Annotated in this window: 20 protein-coding genes; 11 read left to right on the top strand and 9 right to left on the bottom strand. The window is 61.2% G+C overall.

Features of this window, described 5'->3' with window-relative positions:
- Positions 1-8 precede the first annotated feature (8 nt).
- The 4 genes from M3G19_RS04695 (at position 9) to M3G19_RS04680 (ending at position 9,916) form a co-directional block, all read left to right on the top strand.
- On the top strand, positions 9-6,359 hold the full coding sequence (locus M3G19_RS04695) for a DEAD/DEAH box helicase (protein WP_259901013.1): 6,351 nt from the start codon (positions 9-11) through the stop codon (positions 6,357-6,359).
- A 5-nt stretch (positions 6,360-6,364) separates the two neighbouring features.
- Entirely contained in the window at positions 6,365-8,755 is a 2,391-nt protein-coding gene (locus tag M3G19_RS04690) for a 3'-5' exonuclease (protein WP_259901010.1), read from the top strand.
- A 117-nt stretch (positions 8,756-8,872) separates the two neighbouring features.
- Complete coding sequence (locus M3G19_RS04685; protein ID WP_259901009.1) at positions 8,873-9,097, top strand: hypothetical protein; 225 nt, start codon at positions 8,873-8,875, stop codon at positions 9,095-9,097.
- A 12-nt stretch (positions 9,098-9,109) separates the two neighbouring features.
- Positions 9,110-9,916: a hypothetical protein gene (locus M3G19_RS04680; RefSeq protein ID WP_259901008.1), complete on the top strand. Its 807-nt coding sequence runs from the start codon at positions 9,110-9,112 to the stop codon at positions 9,914-9,916.
- 33 nt (positions 9,917-9,949) lie between these two features.
- Here M3G19_RS04680 and M3G19_RS04675 read toward each other — a convergent pair whose 3' ends face one another.
- Together M3G19_RS04675 and M3G19_RS04670 are read right to left on the bottom strand one after the other, a co-directional pair.
- Complete coding sequence (locus M3G19_RS04675; RefSeq protein WP_259901194.1) at positions 9,950-11,239, bottom strand: hypothetical protein; 1,290 nt, start codon at positions 11,237-11,239, stop codon at positions 9,950-9,952.
- Positions 11,240-11,480: 241 nt separating this feature from the next.
- Positions 11,481-11,828 (bottom strand): helix-turn-helix transcriptional regulator, encoded by a 348-nt coding sequence (locus M3G19_RS04670; protein WP_259901007.1) that lies wholly within the window; start codon positions 11,826-11,828, stop codon positions 11,481-11,483.
- 81 nt (positions 11,829-11,909) lie between these two features.
- Here M3G19_RS04670 and arsB point away from each other — a divergent pair, with 81 nt between their 5' ends.
- Both arsB and M3G19_RS04660 read left to right on the top strand, forming a co-directional pair.
- Positions 11,910-13,013 (top strand): ACR3 family arsenite efflux transporter, encoded by a 1,104-nt coding sequence (arsB, locus tag M3G19_RS04665; RefSeq protein ID WP_259901003.1) that lies wholly within the window; start codon positions 11,910-11,912, stop codon positions 13,011-13,013.
- Between the two features lie 12 nt (positions 13,014-13,025).
- Complete coding sequence (locus M3G19_RS04660; RefSeq protein ID WP_259901193.1) at positions 13,026-13,448, top strand: low molecular weight phosphatase family protein; 423 nt, start codon at positions 13,026-13,028, stop codon at positions 13,446-13,448.
- Here the strand turns inward: M3G19_RS04660 and M3G19_RS04655 are convergent.
- From M3G19_RS04655 to M3G19_RS04645, 3 genes are all read right to left on the bottom strand, one after another.
- A complete protein-coding gene (locus M3G19_RS04655; RefSeq protein WP_259901002.1) occupies positions 13,445-13,849 on the bottom strand; it encodes a hypothetical protein in 405 nt (134 codons plus the stop codon). The genes M3G19_RS04660 and M3G19_RS04655 overlap by 4 nt on opposite strands.
- A gap of 54 nt (positions 13,850-13,903) precedes the next feature.
- Positions 13,904-14,338, bottom strand: a complete 435-nt coding sequence (locus M3G19_RS04650; RefSeq protein ID WP_259901000.1) for a DUF488 family protein — start codon at positions 14,336-14,338, stop codon at positions 13,904-13,906.
- 87 nt (positions 14,339-14,425) lie between these two features.
- Entirely contained in the window at positions 14,426-14,779 is a 354-nt protein-coding gene (locus M3G19_RS04645) for a hypothetical protein (protein WP_259900998.1), read from the bottom strand.
- A 223-nt stretch (positions 14,780-15,002) separates the two neighbouring features.
- Here M3G19_RS04645 and M3G19_RS04640 point away from each other — a divergent pair, with 223 nt between their 5' ends.
- Positions 15,003-15,734, top strand: coding sequence for a biotin--[acetyl-CoA-carboxylase] ligase (locus M3G19_RS04640; protein ID WP_259900996.1), 732 nt, complete (start codon positions 15,003-15,005; stop codon positions 15,732-15,734).
- Positions 15,735-15,744: 10 nt separating this feature from the next.
- The gene (locus tag M3G19_RS04635; RefSeq protein ID WP_259900988.1) at positions 15,745-16,188 is read left to right on the top strand and encodes a hypothetical protein; all 444 of its coding nucleotides are present in this window, start codon (positions 15,745-15,747) and stop codon (positions 16,186-16,188) included.
- A gap of 25 nt (positions 16,189-16,213) precedes the next feature.
- Here M3G19_RS04635 and M3G19_RS04630 read toward each other — a convergent pair whose 3' ends face one another.
- Genes M3G19_RS04630 through budA form a run of 3 tightly spaced genes read right to left on the bottom strand, consistent with a single transcriptional unit; the run spans position 16,214 to position 17,818 of the window.
- Entirely contained in the window at positions 16,214-16,633 is a 420-nt protein-coding gene (locus tag M3G19_RS04630; RefSeq protein WP_259900987.1) for a hypothetical protein, read from the bottom strand.
- A gap of 4 nt (positions 16,634-16,637) precedes the next feature.
- Positions 16,638-17,057, bottom strand: coding sequence for a YbjN domain-containing protein (locus tag M3G19_RS04625; RefSeq protein ID WP_259900984.1), 420 nt, complete (start codon positions 17,055-17,057; stop codon positions 16,638-16,640).
- A gap of 35 nt (positions 17,058-17,092) precedes the next feature.
- Entirely contained in the window at positions 17,093-17,818 is a 726-nt protein-coding gene (gene budA / locus M3G19_RS04620) for an acetolactate decarboxylase (RefSeq protein WP_259900982.1), read from the bottom strand.
- Between the two features lie 105 nt (positions 17,819-17,923).
- On the opposite strand from budA, the gene M3G19_RS04615 reads away from it, so the two are divergent.
- Genes M3G19_RS04615 through M3G19_RS04605 form a run of 3 tightly spaced genes read left to right on the top strand, consistent with a single transcriptional unit; the run spans position 17,924 to position 20,114 of the window.
- Entirely contained in the window at positions 17,924-19,117 is a 1,194-nt protein-coding gene (locus M3G19_RS04615; protein WP_259900981.1) for a 5-(carboxyamino)imidazole ribonucleotide synthase, read from the top strand.
- Between the two features lie 18 nt (positions 19,118-19,135).
- Complete coding sequence (purE, locus tag M3G19_RS04610) at positions 19,136-19,642, top strand: 5-(carboxyamino)imidazole ribonucleotide mutase (protein WP_259900980.1); 507 nt, start codon at positions 19,136-19,138, stop codon at positions 19,640-19,642.
- Positions 19,635-20,114 (top strand): YdcF family protein, encoded by a 480-nt coding sequence (locus M3G19_RS04605; RefSeq protein ID WP_259900977.1) that lies wholly within the window; start codon positions 19,635-19,637, stop codon positions 20,112-20,114. The genes purE and M3G19_RS04605 overlap by 8 nt, the downstream gene beginning before the upstream one ends.
- Before the next feature lie 21 nt (positions 20,115-20,135).
- Here M3G19_RS04605 and M3G19_RS04600 read toward each other — a convergent pair whose 3' ends face one another.
- Positions 20,136-20,843, bottom strand: a complete 708-nt coding sequence (locus M3G19_RS04600) for a TIGR03089 family protein (protein ID WP_259900976.1) — start codon at positions 20,841-20,843, stop codon at positions 20,136-20,138.
- Positions 20,844-20,870 lie beyond the last annotated feature (27 nt).

The raw sequence follows: 20,870 nt of genomic DNA, 5'->3' as shown, positions 1-20,870 counted from the left end.
CTAACCCCGTGTCCTCGCTCATTCCCGTTTATGCATCGGAGCATGTCCTTGGTGGTGTGTCCGAGTACCTTGCCACTGCGTTTTCGCTTGCGAACCCTGAAACATCTAACGCTCTGAAAGCGTTCCTGGAGGATACGGAGCGCGGCATGTTCCACGGTCCGTACGTGCGGGTGCGGTTGCCGTATGCGCGGGCGTTGCGGTGGGACGGGATTCTGGATTGGATGCCGTCGTGGTTCACGCCGTATCACCACCAGGCTGAAGCATTCCGACGCCTGCGGAGCAAGGACGAGAACGGGGATAGGCGACCGGAACCGACTCTGGTGATCACGGGTACTGGTTCCGGTAAGACGGAGTCTTTTCTTTACCCCGTACTGGATCACGCGGCGCGTACACGGGCGCGCGGTCGCACGGGTGTAAAGGCATTGCTGTTGTATCCGATGAACGCGCTGGCAAATGACCAAGCGGATCGTCTTGCGAAGCTGATTGCCAATGAGCCGGCGCTCGCTGGCGTGACGGCGGGCATCTATACGGGTGAGGCGAAGGGCAATGTCAAAAAGGTCACTGAGTATTCGCTGATCAATGACCCGGATGAGATGCGACTGAATCCGCCGGATATTTTGCTCACCAACTACAAGATGTTGGACCAGCTTCTGCTGCGCTCCGAAGACCGGGAGATCTGGAAAAAATCCGCGACGTCCTTGCAGTACTTGGTGTTGGATGAGTTCCACACATATGACGGTGCGCAGGGCACGGATGTCGCGTTGTTGCTGCGTCGGTTGGGGTTGATGCACAAGGCGCACCAACCGGACGGATTCTTGGGTGAGTATTCCTCCAATCCCCTGGGACGGGTGACACCTGTTGCGACGTCGGCGACTCTCGGTGGTGAGGGGGACCGCCAGAAGGTGCTTGACTTCGCGGGGACGATCTTTGGGGAGGTGTTCACGTCGGACGCGGTGGTCGGGGAGCGGACGCTCACGTATGAGACGTGGGTTGAGGAAATCGCTTCCAGGTTTGGAGCACACGACGTACAGCCGTATCCGGACATTGAGCAGTTGCGTGAGGTTGTAGACACGATTGCTGGCGATGTATCTAAGCGTGATCATGCAGACGTGGTCTTGAACGTTTTCCGCACGCAATTGTGGGACGCTGGCGAGAGCCTCGAGGAGATGATCGCGGCCTACGCAGTACATCCGCTTACCCACGCGCTGCTGATCACCGAGGATCCGTTCGCGCCGCTCATTGAGCGGGAGGGTGAGGATGCGAAGACTCTCTCGCAGCAGGTTCTGGGGCCCATTGTCGAGCGCAGTCTTGGTTCAGAGATCGCGCGGGAGTTCGTCACTCACCTGCTCACCGCAGTTGCTCATCTGCGTGCTCTTGCAGGTGATGCGTACGGCTTCGGTGGTAAGCGCTTGCCCGGTGTGGAAACGCATCTATGGGTGCGGGAGGTCTCCCGCATCGAGAGGGCAGTGACTCCGAACGACAACGGGGAGGTCTTCCGTTTCGCTGATGATGGCCACTTGGAATGGGACGACGCGGGAGTCTGGTTGCCGGCAATCTACTGCCGGGAGTGCGGTCGCGCCGGCTGGATGACTGCATTGGAACCGGGCACCGATGCTGTGGTGCTCAGCGGATCCGAGATCCGCAATGCTTCCATCAACTCACGTGAGAGAACACGGCCACTTATTGATGCCACTAACGAATACCGTCGTGCACTCGCTGACGGGGCAGAGCTGTCCAAATTCGGCGACGAGGATGGCAAACGGGCACTGATGTGGTTCCACACGGGTAGCCGAATGCTCAACACCTCAGAACCTAGTGAGGAGGAGATGGCGGAGGGAACGTCTGTTCCGGTACTGACCTACACCGGACTGAACTCGGAAGACTACGCGCTCGATCAGGTGTGTCCCTCTTGTGGGGAAACGGACACGATTCGGTACATCGGATCCCGTGTAGCAACTTTGTTGTCCGTCGGTTTGTCCAACCTATTCGGAATGCAGGGTCTGGCCCCCGAGGAGAAGAAGACTCTCGTATTCGCGGACTCGGTGCAAGACGCCGCTCACCGCGCGGGCTTCGTTCAGTCACGTGCCCGAGCATTCGGAATCCGCACGCTCATGCGCGCAGTCGTGGCTGAGCCGGCGGCCGAAGACAGTGGGGAAGTGACGCTTGCGCAGTTGCCGTACAGCATCCTGGAACATGCGGATGCCGATGTGGATCCGGCACGCGCGCGATTCGAGCTGCTTCCACCAGAGATCGCTGAGACTCCGAGATTCACCCCGTTTTGGTCCGAGGAGGCTTCGGACATCGAGCGCCGGCATGCGACCACTGCGGTACTCAACCGCCTTGAATTGGACGTGGCGCTAGAGTTTGGGCAACGTGCGCACCTGCCACGTTCGTTGGTCTCGACCGGCGCGCTCGTACCGTCCGTGGACATCGATGAAGGTTTGCTGCTCGAGGCCGCAGAGACTGCGCTGCGCAGTGTGGATGAGGGTCTCTTCGATGTCCAGGACCTGTCATCTCCCGAGCTTCGTGTGAAGTGGATGCGGGGGCTGCTCGAGCAGGTGCGCGAACGCGGCGGCATCGCTACTTCGTTACTTGAGAAGTACCTGCAGGATGATGGGAACTCATGGCGCTTGCATAACCGCTATGCCAAGGCGGAGGGCGTGCCGAGCTTCCCTAAGGGCGGTGCGCCGGAGTTTCCGCGATCTGGGGCTGCATTGGATGACAAGGACCGAGGCATCACACCGCTAGGCAGCCCGCGGGGGCGATACGCGCGATGGACATCGAAGGTACTCGGTATCTCCACCCACGACGCCACCACGGTTCTCACGAAGGTGTTCAAAGAGCTGAACAATCTCGGCGCGATCACTGCAGTCACAACCGGCAGCGGTGGCACGATCTACGCGCTCAAACCAGAACAGGTGGTCGTGCGCCACGAGGAGGGGGCGCGTGCTCTCCAGTGTGGGGTGTGCCATGGGACTCTGGGCGTCGATAAGCAAACGTGCATCTTGCTTGCCGGTCTGCCCTGCCCAACTCCCGGGTGCCCTGGCGAGCTTGATCCCACGGAGATCGAGGAGAATTACTATTCGCGCCTGTACACCGCGACATCTCCTCGCGCGGTGGTGGCACGGGAACACACCGGGTTGATCCCCAAAGAGGAACGCCTAGCTCTCGAGCGAACATTCAGGGGTGCTGAGACTGCGCCGAATGCTCCGAACGTTCTGGTGGCGACGCCGACTCTGGAAATGGGCATTGATATCGGCGATTTGTCGACGGTCATGTTGGCATCGCTTCCCAAGTCTGTGGCCAATTACGTGCAGCGCGTGGGACGCGCCGGACGATTGACCGGTAACTCGCTGGTGCTGGCCTTCGTGCAAGGCCGAGGGACGACACTGCCGAAGCTGAACGATCCGCTTTCCATGATCGCGGGTTCGGTTGTGCCGCCTGCAGCGTTCTTGTCGGCGACGGAGATTCTGCACCGGCAAGTGACGGCGTACCTGGTGGACACCATGGACTTCGGTGCAGAGGGACTGTCGGCAAAGGACGCACAAAGCGTGTTCTCTACTCGAAAGCGTTCTGTAGTCGAAGTGCTCACCGAGGAGATCTCAGCTGGCGTTAGTGACCGAGTGGAAGCCTATTTATCCACTGTCGCTAGTGCAGTCGATGAGGCGACCGTCGAAGGCGTGCGCGACTGGGCCACGGGCCAAGGTCCCGACTCGCTCATGGGTGACCTGCAGAGAGCACAGGAGTTGTGGGACAGCGAGGTGAAAACATTCACCGCGCGCCGCGATGTTCTGCAGGATCGTGTGCTCGAACTGGATGCGAAGGCTGATCCTAACGCCGGAACCGACAATGCGGATCAGGAACTGGAGCGTGAGAAGCGAAGCACCAAGGCGGCGTTGAAACGCACTCAACGCGACTTGAGCACCATATTGCTCGGAGAGTATTGGATCTCATCGATGGAGCGCTACGGATTGCTCCCCAACTTCACCTTGTTGGATGACGCCGTGGAGTTGGCTGTGGTGGTGTCGCAGCTGAACCCCACCACGATGCAGATTGACCCGGAGACCTTCGAGCTCTCCCGTGGTGTTTCGTCTGCGCTAATGGAGCTCGCGCCGGGCAACACCTTCTACGCCCGTGGCATCGCAGCCACTGTCGATGCAGTGGAGATGGGACATAACGGTGCGGATATTGAACAGTGGCGGCTGTGCCCGGCTTGTTCTTACGGTGAGAGGGTGGTCGCTGGTAACACGCCTGTTGCATGTCCAATCTGCGGTGCCTCTGGCTTTGCCGACAAGGGGCAAGTGCTGGAATCGGTACGAATGCGGCGCGTGTCTGCTGAGGTCGATCGGGCGCGTTCGCTCATCGACGGCACGCATGAGGAACGCCGCGAGCTGCGCTTCACCTCGACCCTCAGCTTTGCGGTACCAGACGGCGGCCATGGTTGGCGATGGTTCACCTCGTTGGGGTTCGGCGCGGAGTACCTGCGCTACGTGAATCTCAGTTGGTTCAATCTGGGCCGTGGGCCGAGCGCGAAGAAGATCTACGCCAACAAGGAAACCGATGCGCCGCTATTCACCGTGTGCAGCTACTGCGGTCACCTCGACTCCCAAAAGGGCTCCAACTCCAAGTGGGATCACCGCCCCTGGTGCCCGAAGCGGACTGCCCGAGAAGAGGAGTCTGTGACCGTCGCATTGTCCCGCACGTTGCAGACCCAGGGGGTTCTGCTGCATGTGCCGGTACAGCTGACCGCGGGAGATAACTCCACGATTCCGAGTCTCACTGCAGCGATAAAGCTCGGCTTCAAAGAGGTACTTGGCGGTGACCCGGAGCACCTCAACGTGGTTACGGTGCGAGTGCCCGATCAAAAGGGTGAGACTGTCGAAGCACTCTTGATGCACGACAACGTGCCTGGCGGGACCGGTTACCTGTCGCAGTTCGCGTCCCCGGAGGATGTGCGTCGTTTGCTGGAGCGAGCTTTTGTCCGAGTGAAGGATTGCTCATGCGCCGCAGACGAGCGCATGGCCTGCCCCGACTGCCTTTTCCCGTACACTCACTGGAACCAGGTCGAGGTCACCTCACGCGCGGCGGCAGAGCGTGCCTTGCGCGCGATCTTGTCTGATCAGGATCGTCCCGCACCGGAAACGGACCCATTGTCAGTCGTCTGGGAGACGCAGGCCGAGGCACCCCTTCTCGACAATGCGTCCAACCTCGAAGTGAAGTTCCGTCAGGTGCTGCGTCAGGCTCTCGAAGACCGCCACGCCACCGTCAAGGATGTGCCCAATGCCGGCCAAGTGGAGTGGCAGATCGCATTCACTAACGGAGAAGAGTGGAAGATGCGTGAGCAAGTGAACAAGGGCTACACCAAGCCCGACTTCCTGTTCACCCACCGCACTAATCCAGGCATCCGCCCGGTTGCTGTTTTCACTGACGGTGCGGCGTTCCACATTTCGCATGCGCACTACCGGTTCCCAGATGACATCGCGAAACGTAACCGCCTGCACTATGAAGAGTCCTGGTTGCCGTGGGCCGTCACTGACGCGGACATTGAGTGGTTCAAGGATGAGCAGAAGCAAGTAGCGGAGCCGCCGGCGTGGACGAAGGTTGAACGGCCTCCGCGACTCGATGGATTCAGCGCAGATGGGTGGAGATTCCTTTCTTCCTCTCCGGTGACCCAGCTTCTGGACTATCTCGCGTCTCCTCAAACAAGCACGTACGAAATGTCGGCAAAAGCACTGCTCACACTTCTACGCGGTAAACTGCGTCCGAGCACGGCTCCGGAGGGCGCGCGTCTGACTTTCCGCGAGGAGATCCACGTCATCGGCTCCGTTACCCGTGACGGCTTCAAACCGAAACGCTTCTACGTCGATGCTCCGGATGCCGACTCGATTGCGGAAGACAATTGGCGAGACTTCCTCCGTTTCGCAAACATACTTTGGCTTGCGGATTCCCCAGTCATCATCGCTACCAGCGCATCTGACGAGCAAGTCGAGCCGGAAGCGGCGACCGTTGCCGGCACAGACTCGCTTACTTCTGAAGAGCCTGCGGCGACTACAGACCGTGAAGCCGTAGCGGGCGCGTGGGCGGAAGCGATTGAGGAGTTTGAGGACGAAACGGCTGTTCTCGCGGCATTGAGGATTTTGGCGCGGGCCGGTGCGGAATCCACCGAGGAGATAGGCGAGGAGATCGGTACTCTGCCAACGGCTCTCGTGTGGCCGGACCACAAGATTGCGATGTTGATTGAACGCGACGAGTCGTACGCCGATGCCGAAAGCGAATTGCGCTCTGAGGGCTGGACGCTGATCTACCCGGATACACTCGATGAGCAAACAATCCCGGCAGTGCTGTTGGGCAAGGAGTAGAACAGATGGTGACGTTTAGCTTCTACAGTGGCCTGAAACTGGATGGCGCACTGTACAAGCCGGTGATGAACTTCCTGCAGAAGCTGGCGGAAGACCCCACCAACCCTTCGCTTCGGGTCAAGACGCTCACCAACGCTGTTGACAAACGTGTTCGTACTGGTCGTGTGAATGATCAGTTCCGTGCCGTCCTCTTTGAGATCAAGGATGCGGAGACGCACCACTTCGTGCTCGTCGATGTCGACTCGCATGACGAGGGCAATGCGAAAGCTGAGCGGCTCGACCCGTCTCGTTTGCGACTAACGGTCAATCCAGTCAACGGCCTGACGCAGCTCATCCAGGAAGAGGCCCCTGCTCCTGAAGACGCCAATTCTTCTGAAAGTGAGTCGGAGTCCGAGCGTAAGGCGAAGGCTGCGGCGGAAGCGGCGAAGGAACTGGCTGAACAGCAACAGCGCCGGGCAGCTCAGCTGTCGGAGGAGAAAGGGGTGGATGCGGTTGTCGTCGATAAGCAAAAGCCTGCGCCCCGGACGGAAATGGAGCGTAACGGTTACACCCCGGCGAGCCTCTATGAAGAGCTCGGTATTGAAGCGCCGCTCGCCGAAGCCGTTTGGCGCATCGAATCAGAAAAGGAGCTCGAACTACTCCTTGATGGGCGTCCCACGTGGGAACACGATGCCATCCTTGGTCTCGTAGCTGGCTACACCGTTGAGCAAGTCCGTGAATCGCTCGGCCTGCAGAAGCTCGATCCGCACGCGGAGGCCACTGACGAGGACACGCGCTTGCTCGCGGGCCTCTGCCATCCGGCTGCCGAGCTGGACTTCGCGTACGTGGACGACGTGGATACCGATTCGCTCCGCGCGGTTATCGATGCCGGTTCCTTCGACCAGTGGCGCGTGTACATTCATCCCGAGCAGCGCCGTATGGCTGAAGGCGCCCGCAGCGGATCTTCGCGCGTGTTCGGCGGTGCCGGCACAGGCAAGACAGTGGTGGCTGTGCACCGCGCGAACAACCTCGCGCGGCGTGCGATTCCGAATCAGGATCAAGGCGAGCGTCCGCCGCGGGTTTTGCTGACCACATTCACGAAGGGACTTGGCCAGGGGCTGAAATCTCAGCTGAATGCGCTCAACCCGCACTTCCCGGAAGCTCAGAATCCTGGGGAAGACGGCATTTGGGTGGACAACGTTGATGCCGTTGTGCGTCAGGTCTTGAATCTCGCATCGCCGACTGAGGTCGAGGAGGCTACTAGGCGTGTGCTGGGGCACCCCGCGCCTCGAGTTCGCCCCTACCTGGAGCGCGACGCCGAGCAGGTCTGGGAAACGGTACTGGAGTCTGCGAGCGAAGAGCTTCCGCGTTCCATTGCGAATCTGACCTTCCTCCAGCAGGAATATGAAGGCGTTGTCCTGGCTAATGGCATTACTGACCAGGCCGGGTATTTGAAGGTTGCGCGCACCGGGCGCGGTACACCGCTGAACCGCAAGCAGCGAAAGCTCGTCTGGGAGATCATGCAATCGGTCATGCAGACCCAAGCTGTGGATGGACAGCTGTTCTGGCCCACGATGTCTGCAATCGGGGCAGAAGTATTGAATGTGCGCTACGAGAACGGCGGTGGCTCACTCTTCGATCACGTCGTGGTCGATGAGGCACAGGATTTCAATGCTGGCCACTGGCGCTTCCTCCGGGCATGCGTCGCCGAGGGGCCCAACGACATCTTCATTGCCGAGGATTCGCACCAGCGCATTTACGGACAGCCGCTGCGACTGTCGCGGTTCGGTATTTCCACGCGCGGCCGTGCCTCGAGTCGTCTGACGCTCAACTACCGCACGACTAAGGAGAACCTCGAGTACGCGCTGAGGATCTTGGCAGGGGAGGAAGGTCTCGCGTACCTAGACGGCGAAGGGGAGGCTGACTCCGTTGCGGGCTACCGTTCTGCGCGAACGGGTCCGCAGCCTTACTTGGTGCGTGTGGACTCTGAGGAGCAAGAGTTCGACGTCGCGGACCACTACATTTCGCAGTGGTTGGACTCTGACCGCGACGTACACATCGGTGTCATGTGTCGCACCCGTGGTCAGATTTCACGAGTCGTGTCAGGGCTTGCTGACAAGGGCATCGATGCCGTAGCTACCCGCAACGCGGAGCGAGCTTCCCATGAACAAGTCTCCGTGATGACCATGCACGGCGCTAAGGGCATGGAGTTCACTCACGTGCTCTTGATGGGCGTGGGCAAGGATCTCATGCCACTCCGATTCCGGTTGAAAGACCTCTCCGAAGAAGATGCCCAGGAAGCACTGCAGCGCGAGCGGTCTCTGCTCTATGTCGCAGCATCGCGTGCCCGTGACGAGCTGGTCATTACTGCTACAGGTGAGCCGTCGGATCTGCTGCCGGACTCAGCGGAGAGCTGATTTCGGGGGTGGTCCACAGATTGTTTCTCCAGTTAGGAGACTTACGTGATGGTTTGTCGAGGTGGGACGCTAGTATGGGTAACACCTAAACGCCTACGATCCGCTGAAGGAGGACCAATGACCGCTGGATACGCTCCCAACAATGTTCGCCATTGGACTCTGGAGGAAATTCAGGAGGCTCTCAACGAGGCCGCCGTCAAGATTGAATCGCACGGTAAGAGTGTCAAGGAGCTGCGCTACCGGGCATCAGAGTGGGCGTTGAGCGCTGAAGAGCTTGATCTTCTGACCGAGTACGAGCGCCTCGAACGTATGGTGAATTTCGCTACAGGCGAATCTGCTTAAGACACCCCACCTATGAGTGAGAACGCGAAGCCGATTGACCGCCAGGCTTCGGAGTTCGCGGCAAAGATTTCACGTATCGCTCAGATCTTTGGAGGAGCGGAAACGGCGGACTATCAGTCCGATATCGTTCCCGGCAAAGCTGGCTGGTGGGTTGAGATTCACAACAACCAACATGGCTTCACTCTTAGCGCCGATGAGAAAGATGTTTTCCTTGTGAAGGCTCTCTGGACTTGTTCATCAGATTGGACCGGTCAATGGTTGAAAGTCGAACGGTCCAGGTTCGGAGTTTTTCTCGCTGAACGACCTGGCCGCCCACTTTTCAGGTACGACTTCGATGCCGACTACTCACGTCGGCTGCCTAAAGCGCACATTCACTTCCAGGCTGACCATCCCGATATGAACCCCACGCAGCCAATGAAGGACACCCAAGAATCTCTAAGCCACCTCGGGGAAGGAAGTAAGCGGGCAAGGAAGCGAGTGAGGCACAAAAAGCAAACAAAAGTGTCCGATCTTCACTTTCCAGTAGGCGGTACTCGCTTCAGGCCAGCACTGGAAGACATACTCCTCATGATGATCGAGGAGTACGGGGTAGAGCCACAGGCTATGGACCCTTTTGAAGCAGTCAAGGAATTGAGAAGGTCCCTCGAGGAATGGAGAATTTCTCAGGCCAAAGCAGTGATCAGGGACATGCCACTGTTGGCCCTCGCGCTCTTTGAATCAGAAGGCTTCCAAGTCGTAGCGGATCCTGAGGCTCATGGCTCGACTGTCGATCCGCACGACTATTTCAAGAACCGGACTGACAAACTGTTTGACTCTTGATTCACCTTCGCTCAATTGAGCGGGCTAGCGGTTCTAATGCCACCGCTCCTGGTGCTCGGCGTGGGTGGACAGGTACGCGCCGGGGTTGAAGATCTCGTCGTAATAGTCGGTGTCGAGGTGCTGGGCCTGGAGGTAGTTCATGATCCAGACCGTGGGGATGGTGCCGGGGAATTTGCCGAAGGTGTCCCAGATGTAGGTGGCTTGGAGCTTCATCAGTTCGGTGAAGCGCTCGTCGGGCTTGGCGGCCTGAGAGCGGATGGCGCGGCTCTCGGTCCACGGGCCCGGAGTGTCTGGGTGGAAGGGGCCGCCGGGACCGTATTTGCGCTCGAAGAAGGCATCGACAGCGTCGGCCATTGTGTCGTAGTAGGGCGGGCGGTAGGTCTCGAAGACGTCCTTCTTGCCGATGGCGTTCGGCAGCGACCAGCGTTCATCTTCTTCGATGTCGAAGCCGAGGCCGGGGACATCCTCACGCCCGGAGCCGCCGAGGAATGTGAGGCGGTCGATACCGTCGAAGCTCCACCCGCCGAGCCCCAGTGCGCCGAGGACGAGGTGGCCGAGCAGGGTAGACGACATGAGCTCAGCGGTGGCCTCGGTCTGGGAGTACTGCTCGAGGAAGGTGAGAGGCAGGGGATCGTCGACACGCGCGATGTCGCCGAATTCCTTGATGCCGGGGATCTCGCGGCCGTTGATGTCGTCGTAAATGACGTATTTGTTGCGGGTGAAGAAGGCAAGGTTGGCCAAGGTGTGCTGCGCCAAGTCGGAGACCGGCGCGATGAGCAATGAGCCGGGGTGGTTGGCGATCCACGTGTTGTGTCCCTCTAGGTAAGGCTCTTCGCGGGGGATGTGGAGGCGGTCGTCGCTAAGCTTGCGCACTCGACGTAGGACGGAGTTGAGACGGGCTTCGGTGAATCCCTCGTTCTCGTTGAAAGGTACCTCCGGTGTGGCGTCGCGCGTGGACAGTGCGTAGGTGCCGGACTCGTCGGTGAAGAAGAAGTCAGCGATGTGGAAGCCAGCCGCTGACGGGAATGTGCGGCCGGCGGCACTGCCCGAATAGTCCGGCAGTTTCGGCGCGTAGCCCGGGTGGTGCGTGATGCTGTGGTGCCAGCCCGTCACGCCAGCGACGGTCGCCAGAACGATTGCTCGCTCGAGATCGCTGAGCGGTTGGATGTCGTGCTTGCTTTGATATGCCAGTGGTCCGGCCGGCACGTGGCCGCCGAGAGGGAAGCGGCGGGAGCGACGGCCGTTGATGGCGTCTAAAAGAGGGAACTGGGCTAAGCGGTCGAGGTTTTCGCGGTCTTTATCGGTCAGTGTGATCAGGGGGATGTCAGCCATGAAAGTAGACCTTTCAGTCTGTGTCGGGTTCGGTTGAGTGAATTCCACGCTATGTGCGCTGGTTTTTCATGGCTAGGGTTTAAATTCATTTGTGGTCTTAAAATGTAGACCGATCGGTCCGCTATGTGATCGGCGGGAATGCGGCGCCCACGGGAAAACCCCCAGGAACTCCGCAGTGCGGAGTCCCCGGGGTCGTGGTGGCCGGCGTGGACGAGGTCGGACGGGTGGCTGGCTAGTCCATCTGCAGCACCGTGCGCAGCTCCGCGAATGGTGCGGGGCAGACGCTGTGGGTGACGGTTTTCCCTCGGCGGGTTTTGTGGAGGAGGCCGGCGTCGGTGAGCTTCTTCAGGTGGTGGGAGACCGTGGGCTGGCTCAGGCCGGATTGCTCGGCGAGTTCGGAGACGCTGATAGGACCGCAGCCGTCCTCGGCGAGCTGGGAGAGCAGTCGCAGGCGTGCTGGGTCGGCGAGCACTTTGAAGAGCTGGGCGTAGCGGTCGGCTTCCTCGTCGGTGAGTGGGCCGGCGCTCAGCGAGCAGCAGGCTGTTGGGTCTGCTGCTGGTGGGGTGTTCGGGGCGGCCATGATTCTCACTCTCTCATATTGACAGGGATCAATAATAGTCTTACGTTTCGTATTGATAGTCGTCGATACGAAAGGTGGACTATGTCCGACCCGGTTGCGGCGCGGGAACCTGCGCGCATGTCATTTCTCGACCGATTTCTGCCTGTGTGGATCATTCTGGCCATGGCGCTGGGGCTTGGGCTAGGGAACTGGTTCCCTGGGCTCAGCGGGGCGCTGCAGGGCATGGAGGTCGGTGGAATTTCTCTGCCGATCGCGCTCGGCTTGTTGGTGATGATGTACCCGCCGCTGGCGAAGGTGCGCTACGACAAGACGAAGGAGATCACCAGCGACAAGAGGCTGATGACGGTGTCGCTCATCCTCAACTGGGTCGTCGGCCCAGCGGTCATGTTCGCGCTGGCATGGATCTTCCTCGCTGATGAACCGGAGCTGCGCACGGGTCTGATCATCGTCGGCTTGGCGCGTTGTATCGCGATGGTCCTGGTGTGGTCGGACTTGTCGTGCGCGGACCGGGAAGCGACAGCGGTGCTCGTGGCGATCAACTCGGTCTTTCAGGTGCTTATGTTCGGCGTGCTGGGCTGGTTCTACCTGCAGATCCTGCCTAACTGGCTGGGGCTGTCCACCACGTCGGTGAACTTCTCCTTCTGGGCGATCGTGACCTCCGTGTTGGTTTTCTTGGGCATTCCATTGCTTGCCGGCGTGCTCTCGCGCATCATCGGGGAGAAGACCAAGGGGCGTAATTGGTACGAGGAGAAATTCCTCCCGGCGATCTCCCCGCTGGCGCTGATCGGCCTGCTGTACACGATCGTGCTGCTGTTCTCCCTCCAGGGTGAGCAGATCATTGCCCGTCCGTGGACGGTGGCGCGGGTGGCGTTGCCGTTGCTGATCTATTTCGTCGGCATGTTCGCGGTGGGACTCATCGCATCCAAGATGTCGGGGATGGGATACGCGCAGTCGGCATCGGTGGCGTTCACCGCTGCGGGCAATAACTTCGAGTTAGCGATCGCGGTGGCCATCGGCACCTTCGGTGCGGAATCGGCGCAGGCGCTGGCCGGCACGATCGGCCCGCTGATCGAAATCCCGATCCTGGTCGGTCTTGTTTACGTCATGCGGGGGATTGGCCCGAAACTGTTCCCTGGTGACCCGACGTTGCCTAATCGGACGACCGCGGTCAGCACTGCGGCGTAGAAAGGACTCATGATGGCAACCACTCCGAAGATTCTGTTCGTCTGTGTCCGCAACGGCGGTAAATCTCAAATGGCTGCTGCATTGGCGGAAAAGCACGCGGGGGACAAGCTCGACATCCACTCCGCCGGTACTGAACCGGGGACGTCGATCAACGCTGAATCGGCCGCTTCCCTGGAGGAGGTCGGTGCAGACATGTCGGGCGGTCACCCGAAAGCGATCGACCCGGAGCTACTCCGCACCGCGGACCGTGTGGTGGTTATCGGTGAGGAGGCGCAGTTGGAGCTTCCCGACGATGCGCGCGGGACTCTCGAGCGGTGGGTGACGGACGAGCCGTCGACACGCGGCATCGAGGGCATGGAGCGCATGCGTTTGGTCCGCGACGACATTGACGCGAAAGTCCGCGCACTCGTCGGTGACGTGCTTGGGAACGACTAGTTTTCCCGCCGACGCAATCCCTGCCAGGTATTCCTCGGCGTTGCGCGGATCTCCTCTGCAGGGATCGGCTCCCTTTTGATCTTCGGGCATCCCGGGATCGGCTCGTCGGAGAGTTGAACGACCCCGTGGGGAAAGTCGTCGGCGAAGACCGCATCAGTCCATCCGACTGGGGCTGATCCATAGAACACAACGGAGTTGTCGCGGGTATCCACGATCGCGGGGCCGTGGCCGATGACTACGAAGTCGGGTTCAGTGTCGAATTCTGGACACCAGTAGCGGACGACGAGAAAGTCCTTGTACCACTTCGCCTCGGGCTGGAAGCCAGGCCAATTGACATTCGCGTCTTGGAGCGCCTGAATTATGGCCTGTTTTTCTTCGTCTGTCAGGTCGGGCAGTGGCATGGGTGTTTCCCTCGTCTCGGTTCCTTGAACTCACTCTTCCACAGGTTCGGGGCGTTAGAGATGGACGACGTCCACCCCAGACCATTTCTCCGCCAGATACTCCGCAGCCACGATGCGGTGGCAGGTGGAGGGGTCGGCCTCGGAACACAGCAGTGCCGCGTGGTCGAAAGTGGCCTTGGTGGGCATCTCCCGGTCGTCGAATTGTGCGCGGAGCTTGTCCGCGAACTCGTCGAACGGCAAACCTTCCTTCCTGTACGCGTGCATGAGGTCCTCACTCGGCGCGAGTTCCAGAACGTGCTCGTAGTCGATGTTGGCGATGGTTTTAAGGAACCATGCGAGATCGTCTTTCTTGGTGAAGCCGGCGAGCTGATTCGTGTTGTGCCGCCGGATGTCCACCACCCGCTTCACGCCGTTATCGCGCAGCAGGTCAAAGAACTCCTCGGCGCTCTTCTGTGAATAGCCGATGGTGAAAAGCTTCAGGTCCGACATGACGCCCAGTGTAGGGCTGGCGGTGTGGCTGCGGGGCGTCTGCGGAGTGGAAACGAACCTGCTGGGACTCCGCAGTGCGGAGTCGGATCAGGAATCGTCGTCGGGTAAATCGGAGGTGGGGTGGTCGGGGATCGGTTCGTCGGCAAGCTTGACGCGTCCGCGGGGCAGGCTGTTGTCGTTCAGCCAATCCGGCCAGTGCGTGGGGATGGAGCCGAGGAAGTCCACCGAGTAGTCGCGCGTGTCCACAATGACAGGGCCGGGGCCGATGACCTGGTAACCAGGAAATTCGTCCATCTCAGGGCACCAGTATTCGGTCACGACATAGGGGCCGTAACGTTCCGCATGATTATTGAAGCCGGGGTAATCCATACCGTCGTTGGACTCTTGAAGCGCTCGGATGACTAAGAGCTTTTCTTCTTTACTCATGCGTGGCAGGGCCATTGCGTTCTCCTTGGCTGCTGGGTGTTTCTGTAGCCACTGTCCCATTTCACCTCGACATCATTGTGGTGAGAAGGGGAACGGAGATTCGATTCAGCGCAGGTGATGTATAAAACCGCAGGGACTCCGCAGTGCGGAGTCGGCGCAGTAGCGGTTGCCGTTGAACTTCCTGAGTGCGGTGGTGACGGTGCACGCCTTGGTTCGATGTCTCGATATTCTGGTGCGCATGACAGTTCAGGACATTGCCCGAATTGAATCTGAAGTAGCCCAGTACTGGGGGCAGGTGCGCTACGTGGAAACGGCGTCCTCGACGAACACGGAGCTGATGGCGTCGGGGGAGCCAGGCCACGTACTCATCGCGGAGCAGCAGACCGGCGGCAAGGGCCGGCTCGGACGTGTGTGGGAAGCACCCGCAGGGGCGAGCCTGCTCATGAGTGTGGCGATCGAACTGGTGCACACCGACGATCTGGGGCTGGTGTCGTTGGCGGCGGGACTGGCCGTGACCGATGTGATCCCGAACGCGCAGCTGAAGTGGCCGAACGACGTGCTGCTGAACGGCAAGAAATTCGTTGGGATTCTCGGCGAGATCGACACGACTGCGGAGATCCCGAAGCTCGTCGTGGGCCTCGGCGTGAATGTGGCGTGGCGCCAGGAGGACCTGCCCACGGACTGGTCGACGGCGCTGAACCTCGAAGGCATCGATGTGGACTGGGACGAGTTCACTATCGATCTGTTGAAGGCCCTGGGGCGCCGCCTGGAGCAGTGGCAGGACCGTGACGAAGCGCTTCTCGACGACTACCGCGCGGTGTCAGCCACGCTTGGCCAGGCGGTGCGGCTCGACACGGTGGAGGGGATCGTGGAAGGGGTTGCGGGGGACGTCGATAAGCGTGGCGCGATTGTCGTCGATGGTGTCAGCTACTCCACGGGCGACGTGACGCACCTGCGTACGAGCGATTAATCTCTTGGCCGTGGCAAAGATCAAGCTCGGTAGGGGAGAAGTCGTCCTGGCGGACATGGCGCCGCCGCTGCGTGGCGTGATCTACCCCTTCCTTGAGCTGATCATCGCGACCGCCCTGTTCTGGATGCTCATCGGGTGGATGGATACCGCTGGCATGGACGCGGGTATCCGCAACGCTGTCGTCGGTATCTGGTTCCTCGTCGTGCTCTGGCGGTTTATCCTTCCGCTCATCCGGCAGCGGCGCCAACGCTTCATGGTGACCAATAAACGCGTCATGTTCGTCCCTGGTGGGCGCGGGCGAACCGAATCCATCCCCTTCGCCCAAATCCGCGACGTGCGCCGGCGCCGCGGCGGCATCGATATCGGCCTGCTCGGCTACGGCGAGGCCGTGCATTTCCCCGATGTCGGGCGCGCGAAGCGGGTTGAGGCGATGATCGCGGAGCGGTTGGTTTAGGCCGACTTGCCGGGCTGCCGCAGACTTACTGAGGGTGCTCCTCGCTGTAGCGCAGCAAGGTGTCAGCGACGAGCGTGGCCCCGAGCTCGGCTTCGTCGCGCAGCTGCGCTTCGGAGTACGCGATGCCCTTGATGATCCGGTGTTCAGCGTGAATGACGCTCGTGCCCTGCTGCTCAGCACGGAAGACGACCGGCCACAGCGCACGATTGTTGAAGTCGCTGATCCAGTTGAAATCCTCCCCCGCGGACTGACGCGCCTGAATCATCCCGCCAATACCAATGTTCTGGTCCTGATCCACAACGTAGACAGGAACCCCGTCGAACGACGTCAGCACCCCACCGGTGGGCAACGCCGAGAGCTCAAATCCCTGCGCGGCGAGCGCTTCCCCGATGGATTCGACGGATGCTTCGCGCAGTACCGGCTTCTTCTTTCCGAACAATCCCATGTCTCTACTCCGTTCCTTCCAGCAGGGTTTCAATCTGATCCAGCGCATTGAATCCGACTTGCAGGCTTGCGTCGATAAGCGTGTCCAGCTGCATTTGGGACACGCCCTGGGTGAAGTTGAAATGGTTGCGGAAAACGACTGTTGGGCGCCCCTCGATGACGTTGGGCACCACTTTGCCGAAGGCGAGGTTGTCGTTCATCGCGTTAATGGCGTTCATGGCCATCGGCATCGCGTCCTGGCTGACTGTCCCGTGGGACTCAATGCGGATGGTGAAGTAGTCGCCGTCGGGAACGAAGATGACGGTGCCTTGCGGGAACTCTGCGCCCCAGTCGCCGTCGTCCTCTGCGGCAGCAATCTGCAACTTCTCCAGAGCGTTGGCGAGCATGCGCGTGGAGAAAGCGGTGATGTCTGTGCTTGAGTTCATTGTGCTCCTTGTGGCTCGGTGCGGGCGAGCGGGCGTCAGCTCTTCACCTCTGTGGTGTGAATCTGCTCGTCGATGTCGTCGGGGGAGAGGTTGCCGGCAGCGAAGTCCGCGGTGAGCGGCAGGTGGAGCTCCATGTCGGTGCCGGGGCACAGCTCGATTGTCGCGTCGTCGACGGTGTAGTCGAGGACGTGGCCGCCGGAGGTGCGCTCCTCGTCGATGAAGTGGACGTGGCAGCCCGGGATGCCGATGCCCTTCGCGTACTTCGGGGTGCGGAAGCCGCCGATGATGCCGCGGGCGTTGTCGAACGTGATCTCCTTGTCGTCGCCCACCGCATCGCGCATCGGCTGGTATGGCTTGGACTGCTTCGTCACCGTGCGGGTGACAACGTTGGTGAACGTGCCTGAAATGCGCACCGCGTGGAAGTAATTGCCCGACGGCTCCAGATCGTCGATGAACGCGGAGAGCTCCTTGCGCTTCATGCCCTTTGGCGCTGGCTCCACGATCTTCGGCACGAAATTGGTCACCTGCGCGAACGGGCTCTTCTGGTCCAGGTCAGCGATAGTCGCCGTGCCGTCGCTGCGCAGCTGGTAGCACGTGCCGTCGAGGATGATCATCTCGCCGTCCAACCCATCGAAGGTGCCCAGGCCGAAATTGCCCTTGGACAGGATCTGCCCGATGGTCATCTCCCCGTCGTAGATTCCGTCGAGGAGCGCGGACATCAGGGAGTTCTGGAAAACCGTGTGGCGGCTGAAGGTAGTCATATGGCCGATGGTAGCTATCTCCCGGTGGTTGTTGGTCGCGCTGCCGGGTTTAAGGGCGGTGACCGATGGCGTGCGGTACCTGCTTGTTCACTACAGTGGGCAAGCGTGAGTAACACGCAAAGAGATGCCCAGGGAATGCCGATCATCGCGGTGATCGGCGACGGCCAGTTGGCCCGCATGATGCACACGGAGGCAATCGAGCTCGGGCTCGCGCCGCGTGTGCTGGCCGGTGCGGAGGACGCGTCGGCGGCGCAGGTCTTCGGTGACGTGCGCATCGGCGACTACACGAACTTGGACGACCTGAAGGCAGTCGTCGACGGGGCAGCGGCGGCCACGTTCGACCACGAGCACGTACCCAACGAGTACCTCGACGAGCTGATCGCTGCCGGTGTCAGCGTGCAGCCACAGCCGCGTGCGCTGATCTACGCCCAAGACAAGCTCGAGCAGCGCCGCAAGATGAAGGAGATCGGTGCGCCGGTGCCCGAATTTGCGCCGATCGAGTCGGCGGCCGATGCCGGTGAGTTTTTCGATTCCGTCGACGGCGAGATGTGCCTGAAGGCCACCCGCGGCGGATACGACGGCCACGGCGTCTGGTTCCCGGACACCCGCGAGGAGGCGGAAAGCCTCGTTGCGGATCTGCTGGATAAGGGCACGCCGCTGTATGCCGAGCGCAAGGTCGACTTCGGCCGTGAGCTCTCCGCCATGGTTGCGCGCACCCCGTCCGGCGAGGTCCAGGCGTGGCCGGTCGTGGAGTCGCGCCAGCGAGATGGCATCTGCGTCGAAGCGATCGCACCCGCGCCGGGCATGACTGATAAGCAGGCGGAGTACTGCCGCGAGCTGGCGAAGAAGATCGCCACCGAGTTGGATGTCACCGGCGTACTGGCCGTGGAGCTCTTCGAATGCGCGGATGAGGAAAAGAGCGTGATCGTCAACGAACTCGCCATGCGCCCGCACAACACCGGTCACTGGACGCAGGACGGCTGCGTGACCAGCCAGTTCGAGCAGCACCTCCGTGCAGTGCTGGACTGGCCGCTGGGGTCGGTGGAGACCACCGCGCCGTACACCGTCATGGTGAACACCCTCGGCGCCGATGTCGAGCCGGAAGAGCCGATGGAAGACCGCGTCGTCGAGGTCATGCGCCGCTACCCGGACGCCAAGGTCCACCTCTACGGCAAGGGCCACCGCCCGGGACGCAAGATGGGGCACGTCAATGTCTCCGGCACGGACCTAGACACCGTGCTCGAGCGGGCCACCGCGGCGGCGGACATCATCGTCAATGGCACTGGTGCTGCTAAGTAGGGAAGTGAAGGAGCACACATGGAACCGCAGGTAGGAATCATCATGGGGTCCGACTCGGACTGGGACACTGTCGCGCCCGCGGCGGAAATCCTCGCTGAGTTCGGTATCCGCTTCGAGGTCGGGGTCGTCTCCGCGCACCGCACTCCGGAGAAAATGCTGGCGTACGCCAAGGGTGCGCATGAGCGCGGCCTGCAGGTCATCATCGCCTGCGCCGGTGGTGCGGCGCACTTGCCGGGCATGGTCGCTGCCGCCACGCCGTTGCCGGTCATCGGCATTCCGCGTGCGCTGAAGGATCTAGACGGCCTCGACTCGCTGCTGTCCATCGTGCAAATGCCGGGCGGGGTCCCCGTGGCCACCGTGTCCATCGGTGGTGCGAAGAACGCGGGCCTGCTCGCCGCGCGCATTCTCGGCTCCACCGACCCGGCGATCCAGCGCCGCATGGTCGACTACCAGGCGAATATGGCCCGAGAAGTCGAGCGCAAGGACGAGGCGCTGCGCGAGCGTCTCCTCGGCGGCGGTGAGTAGCACCCCGAACCCCGTGGTGGTGCTCGGGGCGCGCATTATCGACGGCCGGCCGTCGCGCATGCTCGAAGCGCGCCTGGCCACGGCGCTGTCTGTCGCGTCGACGCATTCCACCGCCCCCGTCGTGGTGACGGGGAAAGGGGAATCGGCAGTGATGGCGCGCTGGCTCATCGAGCACGGCCTAGCTGCTTCACGCATCGTGGAGGAACCCGAGGCGACCTCCACCAACGAGAACCTGGAGAATTCCCGGAAGCTCTTTCCGGATGCTGCGCGCCTTATCGTGGTCACCAACGGTTTCCATGTCGCGCGCACAAAAGTCTGGGCCGCCCACCTCGGCGTGCCAGTCACCGTGATCGCAGCGCCGACGCCGAAGACGTCCCGGTTGAAGAACTACTCCCGCGAGATCATCGCCGTCCCGCACTCCGCCGCACGGGTGGTGTGGCGCAAGCTCGTCCGTCGCTGGTTCGGGCGGTAGACGCTGCTTCTCGGTCGGTGGCTAGGCGCGGCGGGCGGTGACTTTTTCAGCCTCGGCGATCTGCTCGATGCGGTCGGCGGACGCCATCCCGGCGATGACCACCACGGAGCCACCAGCGGCGAGCGGCGCCATCACATTCGCGTCGAATTCCTTGCGCGATGTCCAAGCGGGAATGAGGATGCGTTCGGCTGTCGTTCCCGGTGCTGATTCACCGCCAACGGGGGCGCTCCAATCGGCGAGCTCGGCGGAGTCGCCGAAGTACTGGTCGCCGTAGAAGCGGACAGTCGGGCCGAAGTCGACGATGCCGGGCGGGAGCGTCCCACCGGTCTCCGTCACGCCGCGGCCGAAAGGATCGCTCGAGACCACCACGACATCGGTGCCCTTCGGCCAGTTCTCCAGCCGGTCGACGGTGGTGAAGACCAGGTTGGTGTCGCTGACATCGGTGTTTGTGTCGGCGGCGCCCGGGCTGACGGTGAAGGTCAGGCCGGCGTTGTAGATGCCGATGGGCAGGACGGCGGCCTGCCAGGAGATGGGAAGGTCAACGACGATCGTGGGTGCGGCGGAGGGGTCGTCGAATTCGAATTCCTCGACGAGCATGTTGGCGATCTTGTTGGCCCAGTTCTCCAGCGTCACGCCGGAGAACTCCATCCGCGTGCCGGCGGTCTCGTCGTAGACCGTCAGCCGGGGGCTGGCAGGGTCGGTGGACACGATCGGCGTGAGCAGGCTCATGGCAACCCATCGTAGGGAAAACGCTGC

Source organism: Corynebacterium sp. p3-SID1194 (genome assembly GCF_025144155.1).
Taxonomy (GTDB): Bacteria; Actinomycetota; Actinomycetes; order Mycobacteriales; family Mycobacteriaceae; genus Corynebacterium.
The sequence above is the reverse complement of the archived record's forward strand: the minus strand, read 5'-3'. Positions and strand labels throughout refer to the sequence as shown.

Coding starts and splice junctions, on each gene's coding strand:
- budA (WP_259900982.1), bottom strand. CDS start 17,818: ATGACTACCTTCAGCCGCCACACGGTTTTCCAGAACTCCCTGATGTCC.
- arsB (WP_259901003.1), top strand. CDS start 11,910: ATGTCCGACCCGGTTGCGGCGCGGGAACCTGCGCGCATGTCATTTCTC.
- purE (WP_259900980.1), top strand. CDS start 19,136: ATGGAACCGCAGGTAGGAATCATCATGGGGTCCGACTCGGACTGGGAC.
- M3G19_RS04600 (WP_259900976.1), bottom strand. CDS start 20,843: ATGAGCCTGCTCACGCCGATCGTGTCCACCGACCCTGCCAGCCCCCGG.
- M3G19_RS04640 (WP_259900996.1), top strand. CDS start 15,003: ATGACAGTTCAGGACATTGCCCGAATTGAATCTGAAGTAGCCCAGTAC.
- M3G19_RS04670 (WP_259901007.1), bottom strand. CDS start 11,828: ATGGCCGCCCCGAACACCCCACCAGCAGCAGACCCAACAGCCTGCTGC.
- M3G19_RS04690 (WP_259901010.1), top strand. CDS start 6,365: ATGGTGACGTTTAGCTTCTACAGTGGCCTGAAACTGGATGGCGCACTG.
- M3G19_RS04625 (WP_259900984.1), bottom strand. CDS start 17,057: ATGAACTCAAGCACAGACATCACCGCTTTCTCCACGCGCATGCTCGCC.
- M3G19_RS04680 (WP_259901008.1), top strand. CDS start 9,110: ATGAGTGAGAACGCGAAGCCGATTGACCGCCAGGCTTCGGAGTTCGCG.
- M3G19_RS04630 (WP_259900987.1), bottom strand. CDS start 16,633: ATGGGATTGTTCGGAAAGAAGAAGCCGGTACTGCGCGAAGCATCCGTC.
- M3G19_RS04645 (WP_259900998.1), bottom strand. CDS start 14,779: ATGGCCCTGCCACGCATGAGTAAAGAAGAAAAGCTCTTAGTCATCCGA.
- M3G19_RS04655 (WP_259901002.1), bottom strand. CDS start 13,849: ATGCCACTGCCCGACCTGACAGACGAAGAAAAACAGGCCATAATTCAG.
- M3G19_RS04685 (WP_259901009.1), top strand. CDS start 8,873: ATGACCGCTGGATACGCTCCCAACAATGTTCGCCATTGGACTCTGGAG.
- M3G19_RS04660 (WP_259901193.1), top strand. CDS start 13,026: ATGGCAACCACTCCGAAGATTCTGTTCGTCTGTGTCCGCAACGGCGGT.
- M3G19_RS04650 (WP_259901000.1), bottom strand. CDS start 14,338: ATGTCGGACCTGAAGCTTTTCACCATCGGCTATTCACAGAAGAGCGCC.